Genomic DNA, 15,091 nt, shown 5'->3' with positions numbered 1-15,091 from the left:
ATTAAGATAGACGGGTTAATGGCGACAGGTTAAGCGAACAAACACATTTTAAACAGGTTGGATGCGTTGATGTATTCAACGATTTGCGGAAGGCGATTGCATCAGGGCTATTTAAAATTACCTGGAGCGATGAATCCCTGATGTTACCCATTGGTTCCAAAAAGAAACAAGGCCTAACCGTTCCATCGGCTTCAACTACGGTTGATACCCATGGTGCATTGCATTTTTTAAACGGGAATTCATTTAAACCATAAAAAGCCGCGTAATAATGGTAGATATCCTGGATCTTCTCTTTGCTTTCGGCAATAAAACCGTTGTGAAACTCTTTATCAAATTCTTCAAACAGGTAACTTATCACTTCGCAAAGTTCGGGCAATTCCTTTTCCGATATCAGTATTTCGTTTTGTTTAGGCTCGGCCCAGGCCTGCTGGCGGTTAAATGCATGACTGCTTACATCGGCAGGTAAAAAACTTACCTGATTAAGCCCCATCTTTTTGGCTTCGGCAATAATATTGGCCCAGTTGCGGTAGTTTAAACGGTGTATCACCGTTCGCCCGGTTATCCGGTAAGCAGGGTTGAGTTTTTTGATGTACTCCACTCCTTCTTTCAGCTTTTTAAAAGCGTTGGGAATGTTGCGGATGGTATCATGCAGCGGCTCGTCGCCGTCAATAGAGACAATTACCTCGCTAACGTATTTCAGGATATCGCCGGCATTATTTTTTATAGATAAACCAGTAGTCAATAACACCACGCTGATGCCTGCATCCTTTAAAATCCGGCACAAGGTAAAAAAGTTGGCGTTCAGCAAAGCCTCGCCTCCAGACATCAGCACCTGCATGGTACCCAATGATTTTAATGAGGTTAATAGTCCTGTAATATCAGCTTCTGTCAGTTGCTTCAGGTTTTTGTTATCCTTCCAGATATCACACATTACGCAACGGCAGTTACAGGCGCTGTGGGGCATTAATATTACAATAGGCAAGGCTGTAACCCTGTGCGTTTGCAGGGTACGGTAGCGCTTAAAAGTATGCAACACGTTTTGCCCGGTCATTGGTTAGGGTTTAATTCTTATCCAGTAAAAAATGTTTCTTTTGATGATCTTATTTAAAAACGACGTGGGATTAAACATCACCTTGTGCTTATAATGCATCACCTGTTTTAATGGATGATGAAAATAGTACTGCGCCATTTCCGGAAAGCCTATTGACGTAAAATAATCCTTGCTCCTTTCGGCTGCAATTTCAACCTCACCGGAATGATAAAAATGGGTGTCGAGTACATGGACGCGCCCCGCGGAAGTAAGCAAACTGAATGCATCGGCCATAACGTCCTTAATGCAGGGGAAGTATTGGATAGACGCCGCAAAAATGATGACATCAAATTGCGTTCCCCCGGCAAACGAAGTGCTGGTAAATGGGGCATGGATAAATTTAAGGTTCTTTTTTTTGAACACCCTGTTTGCCTGCTCAATTTCTACACCGTTAGGATCAATGCCAATTACTTTAGCTTTAGGGATACCCGCAAGTTTGGCCGAAAGCCAGCCGTTGCCGCAGCCAACCTCCAGGATATCCAATGAACGCCGTTGTTTTTTCAAGAAAGCGATTAACTGCTCAGCCGAATGCTTTCTCATTTTCCACTCCTTATGATATCGGTGGCCCGAATCAATTTCAGGCAGGCGTGCCACTTGTTTGTTTGTATACAGCCTGCCCTCTTTATCGCGCACGGCAACATACATGGCCTCAAACGCTTCAGGAGCAATTGTGGCTACATTAGGGGCAATATCGTTTAAGTTAAAGTTCGACAAATCATTAACCATTTAAAATCCGGATATTTCAGGTTGGCGGTATTTCCAAAACCGCTGTAGTAATTTTATTTCGTAAGGGTATTTATACAGGTTGGCTTTGTACCGTAAGTTGGAAATGAATTTAATCGACTTCCGCTTTAAGTCATTTAACCTGATATCAGTCACGGTTGGGTACACGCCGTTTAGCACAGTTTCAAAATTGCGTATCTTATCAACCATCTCGGGTTTTAACCACGGGGTAAGCGGGTTTTTTCGCAGGTCGAAACTTTCCCAGGCGGGGCTCATCCAGTCTTCCAGGGTTTGAGGGTATTGAAAGCCCTGGTCTAAAACCTGCTTATACAATTCCGATCCTTCGGTGGGCACGGGCGTGTAGGTATATAAAACAATCTCGGTACGTGGATTAACGGCTTTAACCTTCTTGATAAAATCAATTTCAAAATCTATTCCCGCCTGTACCTTTTCTGGCGTTGCTGCCGGTGTTCCTAATACAAAGGAATATTCAGGAATAATGTCAAATTTCTTCAATCGCTCCGCAAACCGGATAATCTGGTCGCCGGTTTGTGTGCCTCCTTTATCCAGTTGCTCCAATACCTCGTTACTCCCGCTTTCGGCACCAAAAAATATAATTTTGCAACCACCACGACGTATTTGCTCTAACGAGGCATCGCTGAATTTATCCATGGTATCAATACGCGCCATCCCCCACCACGACATATTTTCGGGCTCTATTAATTTGGCAAATTCAACAGTGCGCTTCTCTGATACAAAAAAGTTATTATCATGAAATTCAATAGCATCCGCTCCCCATTTGTCCTTAATATATTTAACATCTTTGTAAACCTGTTTGGCCGATTTAGCTTTCCACCGTGCTTCATATATAGGCACCACAGCACAAAACGAGCAAGTGAACGGACAACCAATGCTGGAGTGATAGGCCATCGTACGTTGCCCCAGGTAAGTTTTACCCAAATATTTTTCTATCGGGTAAAAAGTACCCAGTTTATCGTAGGGTAATGGCGGCAGCGAATCCTGGTCAAGCAAGTCTTCTTTAATGGTCTTGGTAATTTTGCCGTCGGCCTTATAAATCAGATTTTTAATAAACTCGTAAGGTTCATGGTTCTCCAAAGCGTCAATAAGGCGGGGAAATGCTTTGTCGCCGGGGCCGTTAATGATAAAATCAACAAAGCCCGAATTCAGTACAGCTTTGGGCTGGCTCGACGGAAAATATCCTCCCCAAATCATGGTGGTATAGGGATACCGTTCTTTAATGATTTTTGATAACGGAATAGCTTGCCTTAATTGCGGGCCAGGCATTACGGTAAATCCCAGGTAACCAAACTCGCCTGTTTTTAAATAACTTTCTATTTTACTTAGCGGATCTGTTTCGCAATTACCATCAACAATTACCCAATCATACTTGCCCTCAACCGATGCGGCAATATTTAAAATAGAATTAGGAATGCGGTGCTTATAAAAAGCGCTTTTAGGGTTATACAGTAAAATCTTATTCATGTGTTATTGGCAATTAATGGCGGCGGCGGATGTTATTCCGCCGTCGCCAACCCAGATCAACATTAAACTATTCATAATACATTACGGCAGTAAAACAGTGGAGGTTGCCTGCGACAAAATAAAAAGCGCGGGGCAACCTTAAAGACTTCCAGGCCGTTATTGTTATAAAAACGCGCACAATGCTGGCAACAGTTAAAAACTATATAAAAAGCAAAATAACCACCCCCGTAACCGAAAAAGGTGTAGTAGAGGCTTACGACCTGTGGGCTTCTGACTACGATATGCAGCCTGGTAACCTCATGCTGCACCTTGACGGAATACTTTTTAAAGGTTTGTTGGAAGGTCTGGATCTGAACGGTAAACTAATAGCCGATATAGGCTGCGGTACCGGCAGGCAATGGCCCGCTATATTTAATAAACAACCGGCTGCGCTAACCGGCTTTGATGTATCTGCCGGAATGTTAAAAAAGCTGAAGGATAAATATCCTGACGCACATACACTCAAAATTACCAATAACTTATTTTCGGATGTTGCCGATGGCTCTTTCGATATTATAGTTTCAACACTCACCGTTGCCCATATTGAAGATATAGATGAGGCGATGCATGCCTGGAGTCGTTTGCTTAAACCCGGAGGCGAGATCATCATCACCGATTTTCATCCGCATACACTGGCATCTGGCGGTAAGCGCACCTTTAAACACGGTAATACATTAATGGCGGTGCGTAACTATGTACACCCGATATTTACTATTAAGGAAGCGCTTATAAGCAATGGTTTCAAGCTCATGACCCAGCAGGAAATAAAAATTGACGAAACCATGAAGCCGTTTTACGCAGATGCCAACGCGCTACATGTTTACGAAAAATACCTGGGCTTCCCTGTTATTTATGGTATTCATTTAAAAAAAGAAAAATGATACTGGGGAATGTGGTAACGGCCGACAGCGGACAAACGTTTGATATTAAAATTGAAGGCGAAAAGATTGATACCGTAAGTTTAACAGCCTTAAACGCCGATGAGCAGTTATCGCTTTATTTTGAAAACTCCATCATTTTCCCCGGCATTGTCAATTCGCACGATCACCTTGATTTTAACCTTTTCCCGCAGCTGGGCAGCCGGATTTATAATAATTATACCGAGTGGGGGGCAAATATTCACTGGGAGTTTAAAAAAGAAATTGCTGCTGTGCTTAAGGTGCCCCGTCACCTGCGGATACTTTGGGGGATATACAAAAACTTGTTGTGCGGCGTTACAACCGTGGTAAACCACGGGGAGCGGTTGAGCATTGACAATGCCCTGTTGAATATTTTTGAGGAAACACAAGACCTGCATTCCGCATCGTTTGAAAAGCTCTGGAGATTAAAGCTCAATAATCCATTGAAACGAAAATTACCCGTCGTTATCCATACAGGTGAAGGATCAGATGAACTGGCCTCCCGCGAAATAGATGAACTGATTAGCTGGAATAAATTTGGCCGCCCCCTGGTGGGCATACACGCGGTAGCCATGAGCACGCAACAGGCCCCCTATTTTAAGGCTTTAGTATGGTGCCCCGAGTCGAACTTTTACTTATTAAACAAAACAGCCGATATCCATAAGCTAAAACCGTTCGCCGATATTCTTTTTGGAACCGACTCTACCCTTACCGGCAGTTGGAATATATGGGACCACATCTGCATAGCACGTAATACCGGTATGCTTAGCGACCAGGAACTGTACCAATCACTCAACAAAACTGCCGCAAAAGCCTGGAATATGAACACCGGCGAAGTTATTGGCGGCAAATATGCCGACCTGGTGATCACGAAAGCCAGCAGTTCTAAAGGTGATCACGAAGCTTTTTTTACTACCCGGCTGGCCGATATCCAAATGGTGATTCACAGGGGAAACATCCGACTGTTTGACCAGGACCTGCTTATTGCATTAGCAGGCAGATTAAAGGGAAAATCCTTTAGTTTGATAAAGCTGGATGGTGCCTATAAATATGTTGAAGGAAATATCGGGAAGTTAATGGTCTCTATTCAATCGTACTTGCCGGGTGTTGTTTTCCCTGTTACCTTTATACAACATCAAATTATCTAAAATTGATAAAACTTGTTGACCTTGTTTACTATTCACATTTAAACTATACCCGGCCGCAGGACGTAACAGAAAAACATGCCCCGGCGCTGGCCTTTGCTCCCTACCTTAAAAATAAGCTTGATTTTACATTTGTAAAGCACGCCGCTTTTGAGCAACATGTGGTGATGAATGGAGTACCTTATTATTTTTTTAAAGGCAACAACAGATTCTGGTCGATAACCATAAAAGCGCATCGCTTTATAAAAAAAATGAAGCCAGATATCGTGATGGTACAAGGCCTGGTATTCCCGTTACAGGTAATGTTTTTAAGATTGCTTTGCGGCAACAGGTTTAAGCTGGTCATACAGCATCATGGCGAACTACCTTCAGGTAGCTTAAAAGGCCGGCTGCAAAAGGTGGCCTGCACTATGACGGATGCATTCCTTTTTACTTCGGCCGGCAATGCGGATACCTGGAAACAAAAAGGCATTATTAGGTCTGGTGCCCGGATATTTGAGTTATTAGAAGCTTCTACAGCTTTTAAACCCGTTGATAAAGAGCTTGCTAAAAAGTATACCAAGGTTACCGGCGATGCAAACTTTATCTGGGTGGGCCACCTAAATGCAAATAAAGACCCTTTAACAGTTTTAAAAGGTTTCCGGGATTACCTGCCTGCAAACCCGGGTGCAAAATTGTACATGATTTACCAAAGTGAAGTACTTTTAAGCGATATAGAAGAGCTGATAATATCTTCCGCCCAACTACGGGATGCCGTTATTTTAGTAGGCGAAGTTGCAAATAACGATTTGCCTTATTGGTTTAGCGCGGCAGATTTTTATATATCGGGCAGCCATAAAGAAGGCAGCGGTTATGCTTTGTTAGAAGCCATGGCCTGCGGTTGCATTCCCATTGTTACCACCATCCCATCTTATCAAAAAATCACAGTCAACGGTCAGCATGGTTTTTTATATCCCGCAGGTGATGCCAATGCTTTGGGTCAAACCCTTAAAGCGCTTGAGGGCGCAGACTGGCAAAAGCTTTCGGCAGCTGTTTTAAAGCATTTTAACAAAAAACTAAGTTTTAAAACCATAGCCGATGACCTGGTTGATATTTGCCATCAATTAATTCACAAATAAGGCGGTAACGCGGGCCGCTATCTCTTCGGTAGTGTATATCAGCACGGGCTCATGTTCCAGCTGCTTATCATTCAACATTGCTTTGATAATAACCGGCAGATCTTCAGCGTTGCCGGGAACGTGATGCTGTGTGGGCCTTATATTCATTCCGTTAACCAGGCTCATCACCTGGCAGCCTGCATATAAGGCCTCGCTTAAAACAGTACTATAACCCTCATAAGCCGATGTATGCAAAAATATTTTCGATCGCTGCATCATCGCCAGCACCTCCGGGTGTGGTAATTCACCTTTTAATTCGATGTTATTTTCCAGCCCAAGCCTGTTTATCTGTCTTCTCAACTTTTCCATTTCCGGGCCCTTGCCACATATTACCGTTTTTAACCCCGGAAATTCAGCAACCAGGCTTTTGATAATATTTACAAAAAGACCATATTGCTTAAGCGGGATGAGCGAACCTGCACCCATAATGTCGATATCCCGATCAGCAACGCAGGCACCAAAAAGCGTAACATCAATACCTGTAGGGATAACATGCGCCGGTTGGATACCATAGTTTATCCTGAATTCCGTTGCCAAAAAATCCGATATCGCTATTACCGAGCCGCCATTGGGTTTTATTCGGTTAACGTACTCATTACCTGCCTTTGCATCCTGCCCAAGCAGCCAGGGGTAATGTAATAAGCCGTTTTTTTTTGCGAAGCGGTTACCAATAAACGCACACTCCCCCATCCAAAAGCTTAATAAGCCTACAAGTTTGTACCCGCCATTCAGCTCTTTTAAGGTTTGCCATACCCGCCACCAGGTTATCAGCCTGAAAAGCTGCCCCCTGCCCTTACCTGCAATCGCAATAACCTCCACTCCATGCCAGTAATACCGGGTCGCCTTAAAAGGGTATTGAAAGCTAACCACGATGATATGTAACAGGGGATTGTGTTGTTTTAAAGCTTTTACAAAAATCTGCATAGGCGGTAAACATGTGGTATCGTTACCGTTTGCGGGGAAGCCCGGGGTTAATATGACCAATGCTTCAGGCTTATTCATTTATTAGGGGGATTATTTTGTTGCAATGCTTCAGGCTTGCAATGTTGTGTGTTATAAAAAATATGATCTTACCCTGGGCCGTTAATTGCTTTAGTTGGATAAGGATAGCCTCTTCGGCCTGCTGATCCATTTCGCCAAACGGCTCGTCCATGATCAGCACATCAAAGTCGTGGTACAATGCTCTTGCCAGGGCTATGCGTTGCCTTTGCCCACCGCTCAGGTTCTTGCCGTTTTCGCGCACTATTTTATTTATGCCTTCTGGGTAGCCGGATAACAAGGGGGCAAGTCCGCAAAAGGATATGGCTTCATCCAGTTTTGCCGTATCGTATTCCTTACCATCAGCAAGGGTAATGTTTTTAAGGATGGTATCGTGAATAAAGTAGTTTTGCTGTTTTACATAAGCTATTTTATTCCAGTATTGCTGTCTTTTTTGGGTATTCGCTTGTTTACCATCTATGTAAATATAGCCCGATTGGGGCGTTAAAAAACCAAGCAATAAATTAATGATGGTTGTTTTGCCACTGCCAGACGCTGCCGATAAACCAACAAAATCGCCTGCGCAAACATCGAAACTAATGCCCGATACTACAGGCTGGTCTGCGTAACTAAAATAAACATTGTGAAAACGAATAGAACTGATGGGTTCAGCAATATTAAGCATACCCGCCTTTGGCAACGTGCCAGGTTCTTTTACAGCAAGCAAGTCATTCAGGGTAAATTCGTAGGTTTTTATTTGCCCCATACTGTTCAGGATTTTAATAATACCGGGGATAATTTTGTAGGCAGCTGTAATAAAAACGCCAATGGTAAGCACATCAACCACTGCGCCACGTACAGCCCATTTGTTTATCAGCACCAGGATAAAAAAACCAAAAATGGCAAAAATCTCTACCAATCTTGCTGGTAGCCCCTGTAGCGTTTGCTGCGTTGCGATATTGTTATTAAGCCGTTGCTGGTAACCCACGTACCTATCGGCCAGGAATGTGTGTTTGTTGTAAATGTTACTTTCTATAAACCCGGCTAACGATTCCTGTAAATACTGGATGCTTTTCTCGCTCGCAATTTTTGTTTGTTCGCGCACCTGTTTAGATTTCCGTTTGATAAAATAGGCCAGGGTAATTATAGGCGGTAACAGCACCAGCAGTAATAAAAAAAACAGCAATGGTTGATAGATCAATATGGCACCGATGGTAAATAAAATAAGCAGGCTTTGGGATATAATTTGCTGAACATTATTGAGGATGTAATGGCTAAATTCGATAGGTTGCTGGCTTACCTGGCGGATGTGTACCGATGAATCGACATTAACAAATTTGATATACTCATCTTTCAGGTAATGCAGGATATTCCTTTTTGACAATCGCGATGCTACCCCGTAAAAAAAATGATGCTGAAACCGGGTAATCAAATAACCGAGCCAGTTTTTGCCGCAATACAGCAGCATAAATAAACCGATTGGCAGTATAGATTGCTGTTTAAGCCAGCTAAGCCGCAATAAATGATGTTGAACTGGAGTGCCCGAGGTATAAAGCCCTATGATGATAAGCAATGTACCTAAAAAGGCAATATCAAGCACGCTGATAAACAGATCGAGCAGGATGAGCCTGTACAACTTGTTTTTTTCGGTTACGCTAAGCAGCGTGAGTATTCCCTTAAAAATGTGTTTCAAAATGCCGTAATGACAAAGTCTTTTAGTACTTCATCATTACGGCACAGGGCGCGTAATGGTTGCCCGTTGTGTATGTTAAGTCTTGTGTTTTAATTTATGAGTCTTGAGTTTGAACTTCGAAGTTCTACACCCTAAGCCTGAAGTTAGAAGAGAATATAAAACCCGGGACGTGGAACTTTAAACTATGACGAAAACTCAACACTCAGAACTCAAAACTTATAACTATTGCACAAGTTTAATCTCAACCCTGCGGTTCAGAACCCGTCCTTCTTCGGTTGTATTATTGGCAATAGGTTGACTTTCGCCATAGCCTTTAACGGCAAGATTATCTGCACTGATGCCGCTATTTACCAGGTAAGTTTTAACCGAGTTGGCGCGTTGGATTGATAATTCCATATTACGTTCGTCGGTACCCTCTGCAGATGAGTTTCCGTTTAAAACAAACTTTACAGATGGGTCTTTTTTCAACTCGATAACGGCCTGGTCAAGCGCTTGGTACGACGCTGTTTTTAACACCGCCGAATTAAATTCAAATTGGATATTAGTAAAATTATAGTTTGGTTTTGCAGGTGCTGGCGGCGGTGTGGGCGCAGGAGCAGCAGCAGGCGGCGGCGTTGGTTTCGGTGCCGGCGCGTACATTTTTTCAGTTTCAACAGGAGCTGGTTTTTCGGCTAATTTCTTGGCTTTACAAGCCGGAAAAGTAATGGCCACTAAAGCAATAAGCGATAAAAATAAAGGGGCTTTTAAAAACTTCATAGTTGGTTTTGATTTTTCGGTAAACATAAAAAATTATTTGCCATATGGCTTTAGCGCCCATACAGCATTATTAAAAAAAGGAATTAAATGACAATTTGTTTAGCATGCGCATTATCCTTAACTGCCAGTTAGAACGGGAAATTGCCGGGATAAGTATTGTTAAGTTAAGCTACCCTATATATTACCTCAGTGTATATTGTGGATTTACCGTGGTGTATTTATTAATAATTAAGTATTTCTACGCAGTTAAATTCCGTACAACTACCGGGAATAATATAAGGTGAATTATGTTATTTAGCAGAATCCTAAAACACATCAACATGAAAACCGATACTCCTTTTGAGCCAATTGAAACGCCGGATATACATTTTTTGCGCCGGATAGAAGTATTAAAGAAACACCCCGAGGTAAAACAATTAATGGGCTACGATCCCTGGGCGGCAGTGCTTACTTTTTTCATTGTGGCAGGGCAAATTAGCTTTGCGTGGGGTGTAAGTGTCTGGTTCCCTTCGTTTGGAACCTATTGGTGGCAAATTATCCTGATGTCATACGTGGTCGGCGGTACCATGAACCATTGGTCGGCCATGGCTGTGCATGAAATGGCACATAACCTGATGCTGAAAACACCTGCGCAAAATAAAGCGCTGGCCATATTTGCCAATATCCCGGTTTTGGTGCCGGGAGCTATCGCTTTTCGTACACACCATATGAAGCATCACTCCCACCTGGGTATCGAAGATGTTGATAACGATTTCCCGAGCCATTGGGAGGTGAAAGTGGTGGGCAAATCGGGAATCCGTAAATTTATCTGGTTGTTCTTTTACATATTTTTCCTGTTTTTGGTGAGGGGATTTGATACCAAACCAACCAAATGGGAATGGGCCAATATCATTACGCTGATTATCACCGATGCGTTGATTTTTGTGTTTTTAGGAAAGATTGCCATCATCTACCTCTTCCTATCCACCTTATGGGGATTCAGCCTGCACCCGGCAGCCGGGCATTTTATTCACGAGCATTTTATATTTGAAGAAGGACAGGAAACCAACTCATACTATGGCTGGCTCAACTGGGTTTGCTTTAACGTAGGCTACCATAATGAACACCACGATATTATGAATATACCGGGCCGTTTTTTGCCTAAGTATTATAAAATTACCAAAGAGTTTTACCAGCACCTGGATTCGACCCACTCCTGGACCCGAATGTTTTATGATTTTATTACCAAGCCCAATTTAGGTGCCGATAAACGCTACGTGCGAACAGAACAAATCAGAAAACAGGGAATAAAAATGGCCGAAGAAATGAAGCGAAGCCGGGAGATGGCGTAGTGGTCATTGGCCAATGGAAATAAACACAAATGGCGCATCTTTCGCTGCAACATTTGTGTTTATTAAAAAACTACCCGAGAGTCCTACACGTCACTCAACACCCTCTACTCAAAACTGACAACTCACTACTACTTCCTGCTCACCACCACACTCCAGTCGCTTCCGCTGCCTATTTTATAAGCATCTGCAAAACTGCCCTGGTTTAAGGCAAAAGACAATTGCATTAAACTATTCATGTACGCCAAAGGCTTGCCTTTAGCCACTTCGCCAAACGTATCGCTATAGGGAGCATCGCCCTCAAATTTCTTTTCGCCATCTTGGTAAATTACAAGGTGCAGGGTGTCTCCTACCTTAACATTCAGCTGTTTTACCAGGTCGTCGCCAATGTTTGTCCACAGGTTGCCATATTGAATATCAAGAATATCAATAGTGCCTTTTAGGGTTCCGCCTTCCAATATTGCTTTTTGGTAAGGAATTTTCACCACTTGTTTAGGCAGTTCAGGGCCAACTTGTTCATAAGTGATAACGCCCGCAGCCAAACGTGCGGCTGTGTAGGCATATACATCGCGACCATGAAAGGTGTATGATTTTTCGGATCCTTTACGGCGGTTGCGGGCCTCATCAATTTGCCTGATCTCGGCTATTCCCAGGGATTCAGCTATCAGCGTCAAGGTGCCATTATCCGGCGTAACAATATACTGGCCAGTTTTGGTTTTCAGCACAACAGACTTGCGAGCGGTGCCCACCCCGGGATCAACTACCGAAACAAATACCGTACCTACAGGCCAGTAATTTACGGTTTGATAGAGGCGATATGATGCTTCCCATATATTATAGGCTGGAATTTCATGTGTGAGGTCATAAAGTTTTAAATCGGCAGAAACGCCGGTTGCAACACCCTTCATGGCCGAGACAGCGCCATCTTTTACACCAAAATCAGATTGGAAAACCACAATTTTGTTTTGGGCATGGGATAAATAAGCGACAGAAATTAAAAGAATGGTAAGTAGTTTTTTGATCATATTGAAAAAATTATTGTGTACAAGGTGAGATGTCTTTTTCTGATCGCGGGTTTGCAGGCACACGCTTTTGGTAAATCTGCGACTATCACACAGCGTAAAATACAATAAAAAATTAAAACCATGTCAATGCAGGCAGTTCAAAAAGCAAAAAAAAGACCGCCCCAATTGGAAACGGCCTTCAAACCAAACTAACTACTTTATGAAAACAGTCTTTAATTATTTTACAGCTATTTCTCTCGATTGAAATTTAGCTTCTTCTTTTTTGGTAATGGTCAAAGTCAGGATACCGTCTGTATAGTCTGCTTCGATTTTTGAATGATCGGCACTTTCGGGCAAGGTGAATGACCTGCTGAATGAGTTGTAGCTATATTCGCGTTTGCTGAATTTTTTGCCTTCTTCAACGTTTTCAGTTTTCTTTTCAGACGAAACAGTTAATACGTTTTTATCTAAACCGATCTTCAAATCTTCTTTCTTCAATCCAGGTACAGCCAATTCAACGTGGAATTCATTTTCAGTTTCGCTAATGTTTACAGCAGGTATGCGGGCTACCAATTTTTCGCCAAGGAACGAATCATTTAAAATTGAATCGAATACATCGTTAAAGAATGGGCCTCTTGCGTTGTTTTTTAATCCGTTGTTAAATTTTACTAAAGTCATGATATGTATATTTATAAGTTTTTGTTTTTGTTAACTTCGTGAAGTATYAATCAACTGTTATACCAACAGGGAAAATCAATAATTAAAATGACGTTTTGTCACTATTAAAGATTTTTTACCGACAAAATGACACAAATGGCTGAAAAACTCACCGATTACAAATTCAAAACTGACATACCTATCCGATTTTCGGATATTGATTCATTAGGACACGTTAACAACGCCATATATTTAACCTACTTTGAGATAGCGCGCACCAACTATTGGAAAGACGCCATTGGCTGGGATTGGAATAATGCCGGCATTATCATAGGCCGCTCAGAAATTAATTACCTAAAGCAGATCACCGTTCAGGATAAGATAGCCTGCTACGTGCGCACCATTCGCATAGGCAACAGTAGCTTTGATGTAATGCACGTTTTGGTAAAAGTAACCCCGCAGGGCGAAGAAATTGTGACAACAGGTAAAACCGTTTGTATCAGCTATGACTACGCAGCCAACAAATCGGTATCCATCCCGCCGGATGAACGCAGGAGCATGATTGCATACGATGAGCCGAGATTGATATTGAATACGAATTAAGAATCGATTTGAAAATTTGAGAATTTGAAGATTTGAAAATGACAGAATCGAAAAAGAATTAATTTAAGAATTTAAAGATGATACAATCAGACGTTAATCCATTTTCAAATTCTCAAATTAAAATATCTTCCCCGGATTTAGAATCCCTTTCGGGTCAAATACACTCTTGATGCCTCGCCAAAGGGCAAAATGCACGTCAGAATATTTTATCGGCATAAAATCCTTTTGCACCAAGCCAATGCCATGCTCACCGGATAACGTGCCGCCCAACCCTACTGTAAGTTCAAAAATCTCCTTGATGCCGAATTTGAGTTTGCTGTTCCAGTCCTCATCGCTCATGTTGGCTTTAATAATATTTACGTGAAGGTTTCCATCGCCCGCGTGGCCATAACAAACTGATTCAAAGCCATATTTAGTACCTATTTCTTTTATTCCTTTAATCAGTCGGGGCAATTCGGCGCGGGGCACTACGGTATCTTCTTCTTTATAAATGGAGTTTGACTTTACCGATACAGCCATAGTGCGACGCAACCGCCAAAGTTCCTCTTTTTGTGCTGATGAATCGGCAAAGAGCACATCTTTGCAATCGTACGATTCTAACACCGCGTTAATTTTTTCGCAGTCGGCAAAAATCACGTCCTGGTTATTACCATCTACTTCAATCAGTAAAAAGGCCTGGATATCATCTTGTAAATCAAAGGCAATATCATCGTGTTCTTTCACCCACTCCACTCCTCTTCGCTCCATAAACTCCAATGCCGATGGTACAATACCGGCACGAAATATGGCAGAAACAGCCGAGCAGGCCGCTTCGTTAGTTGCAAATGAAGCCAGCATCAAAGCATCCAGCGTGGGCAATGGAATTAGCTTCACTACAATCTTGGTAATAATACCCAGCGTACCTTCCGACCCAATGAATAATTGGGTTAAATTATACCCCGATGCGTACTTAAGTGTATTTGCGCCTGTCCATATAATTTCTCCCGATGGTAAAACCACCTGCAGGTTCAATACATATTCGCGGATGGTACCATATTTAACCACCCTTGGCCCACCCGAGCCATGGGATACGTTGCCCCCTATAAAGCAACTTCCTTTACTTGCCGGGTCAACCGGATAAAGCAGGCCTTTGACAGCGGCCCGGTTCATAAACTCTTCGGTAATAACGCCTGGCTCAACCGTTGCCTGTAAATTAGCCTCATCAATCTCCAGTACTTTGTTAAAGCGTTCCATCGCTATCAGCAAACCACCTTTAATGGCCAGGGCACCGCCGCTTAAACCCGTGCCCGCACCCCGGGGTGTAACAGGGATCAGGTTTTCGCTGCAAAGTTTCATCAAAGCTGAAACTTCTTCAGGGGTTTGTGGCCGGGCAACCACTTCCGGGTAATAAACCAGGTCTTCAGTTTCGTCGTGGCTATATTTTTCAAGCTCGTCGTGCTGATTGATAACATTGCCCGCGCCAACAATAGCCATGATGGCATCTAATACCAACGGTGTTATTTTATTGTATTCCATT

14 protein-coding genes are annotated in these 15,091 nt (G+C 42.7%); 5 read left to right on the top strand and 9 right to left on the bottom strand.

What is annotated here, in order from left to right; all coding sequences use genetic code 11:
- Position 1: 1 nt before the first annotated feature.
- From AC1DV1_RS10335 to AC1DV1_RS10325, 3 genes are read right to left on the bottom strand one after another with little or no spacing between them, the layout of a single operon-like run.
- Positions 2 to 1,051 carry a radical SAM protein gene (locus tag AC1DV1_RS10335; protein WP_477358434.1) on the bottom strand — a complete coding sequence of 350 codons (1,050 nt, stop codon included), beginning with the start codon at positions 1,049 to 1,051 and terminating at the stop codon, positions 2 to 4.
- Positions 1,052 to 1,054: 3 nt separating this feature from the next.
- Positions 1,055 to 1,804, bottom strand: coding sequence for a class I SAM-dependent methyltransferase (locus AC1DV1_RS10330; RefSeq protein ID WP_477358432.1), 750 nt, complete (start codon positions 1,802 to 1,804; stop codon positions 1,055 to 1,057).
- 12 nt (positions 1,805 to 1,816) lie between these two features.
- On the bottom strand, positions 1,817 to 3,316 hold the full coding sequence (locus AC1DV1_RS10325; RefSeq protein ID WP_477358430.1) for a B12-binding domain-containing radical SAM protein: 1,500 nt from the start codon (positions 3,314 to 3,316) through the stop codon (positions 1,817 to 1,819).
- Positions 3,317 to 3,495: 179 nt separating this feature from the next.
- On the opposite strand from AC1DV1_RS10325, the gene AC1DV1_RS10320 reads away from it, so the two are divergent.
- From AC1DV1_RS10320 to AC1DV1_RS10310, 3 genes are read left to right on the top strand one after another with little or no spacing between them, the layout of a single operon-like run.
- Entirely contained in the window at positions 3,496 to 4,236 is a 741-nt protein-coding gene (locus AC1DV1_RS10320; protein ID WP_477358428.1) for a class I SAM-dependent methyltransferase, read from the top strand.
- On the top strand, positions 4,233 to 5,402 hold the full coding sequence (locus AC1DV1_RS10315; protein ID WP_477358426.1) for an amidohydrolase family protein: 1,170 nt from the start codon (positions 4,233 to 4,235) through the stop codon (positions 5,400 to 5,402). The genes AC1DV1_RS10320 and AC1DV1_RS10315 overlap by 4 nt, the downstream gene beginning before the upstream one ends.
- Before the next feature lie 2 nt (positions 5,403 to 5,404).
- Positions 5,405 to 6,517 carry a glycosyltransferase family 4 protein gene (locus tag AC1DV1_RS10310; protein WP_477358424.1) on the top strand — a complete coding sequence of 371 codons (1,113 nt, stop codon included), beginning with the start codon at positions 5,405 to 5,407 and terminating at the stop codon, positions 6,515 to 6,517.
- On the opposite strand, the gene AC1DV1_RS10305 is transcribed toward AC1DV1_RS10310, so the two are convergent.
- The 3 genes from AC1DV1_RS10305 to AC1DV1_RS10295 form a co-directional block, all read right to left on the bottom strand.
- Positions 6,503 to 7,558 carry a glycosyltransferase gene (locus tag AC1DV1_RS10305; protein WP_477358422.1) on the bottom strand — a complete coding sequence of 352 codons (1,056 nt, stop codon included), beginning with the start codon at positions 7,556 to 7,558 and terminating at the stop codon, positions 6,503 to 6,505. The genes AC1DV1_RS10310 and AC1DV1_RS10305 overlap by 15 nt on opposite strands.
- Complete coding sequence (locus tag AC1DV1_RS10300) at positions 7,551 to 9,227, bottom strand: ATP-binding cassette domain-containing protein (RefSeq protein ID WP_477358420.1); 1,677 nt, start codon at positions 9,225 to 9,227, stop codon at positions 7,551 to 7,553. Before AC1DV1_RS10300 ends, AC1DV1_RS10305 begins: the two co-directional genes overlap by 8 nt.
- 222 nt (positions 9,228 to 9,449) lie before the next feature.
- On the bottom strand, positions 9,450 to 9,983 hold the full coding sequence (locus tag AC1DV1_RS10295; protein WP_477358418.1) for an OmpA family protein: 534 nt from the start codon (positions 9,981 to 9,983) through the stop codon (positions 9,450 to 9,452).
- A gap of 320 nt (positions 9,984 to 10,303) precedes the next feature.
- Here AC1DV1_RS10295 and AC1DV1_RS10290 point away from each other — a divergent pair, with 320 nt between their 5' ends.
- Positions 10,304 to 11,314, top strand: a complete 1,011-nt coding sequence (locus AC1DV1_RS10290; RefSeq protein ID WP_477358416.1) for a fatty acid desaturase — start codon at positions 10,304 to 10,306, stop codon at positions 11,312 to 11,314.
- 128 nt (positions 11,315 to 11,442) lie between these two features.
- On the opposite strand, the gene AC1DV1_RS10285 is transcribed toward AC1DV1_RS10290, so the two are convergent.
- Both AC1DV1_RS10285 and AC1DV1_RS10280 read right to left on the bottom strand, forming a co-directional pair.
- Complete coding sequence (locus AC1DV1_RS10285) at positions 11,443 to 12,336, bottom strand: SAM hydrolase/SAM-dependent halogenase family protein (protein WP_477358414.1); 894 nt, start codon at positions 12,334 to 12,336, stop codon at positions 11,443 to 11,445.
- Between the two features lie 216 nt (positions 12,337 to 12,552).
- Positions 12,553 to 12,993: an Hsp20/alpha crystallin family protein gene (locus AC1DV1_RS10280; RefSeq protein ID WP_477358411.1), complete on the bottom strand. Its 441-nt coding sequence runs from the start codon at positions 12,991 to 12,993 to the stop codon at positions 12,553 to 12,555.
- A gap of 135 nt (positions 12,994 to 13,128) precedes the next feature.
- On the opposite strand from AC1DV1_RS10280, the gene AC1DV1_RS10275 reads away from it, so the two are divergent.
- The gene (locus AC1DV1_RS10275) at positions 13,129 to 13,575 is read left to right on the top strand and encodes an acyl-CoA thioesterase (protein ID WP_477358409.1); all 447 of its coding nucleotides are present in this window, start codon (positions 13,129 to 13,131) and stop codon (positions 13,573 to 13,575) included.
- 117 nt (positions 13,576 to 13,692) lie between these two features.
- Here the strand turns inward: AC1DV1_RS10275 and AC1DV1_RS10270 are convergent, their stop codons facing one another.
- Positions 13,693 to 15,090 carry an FAD-binding oxidoreductase gene (locus AC1DV1_RS10270; protein ID WP_477358407.1) on the bottom strand — a complete coding sequence of 466 codons (1,398 nt, stop codon included), beginning with the start codon at positions 15,088 to 15,090 and terminating at the stop codon, positions 13,693 to 13,695.
- Between the last annotated feature and the right edge of the window lies 1 nt (position 15,091).

It is taken from the genome of Mucilaginibacter sp. P4_D1 (genome assembly GCF_056401935.1).
This window is presented reverse-complemented; position numbering and strand designations above follow the sequence as displayed.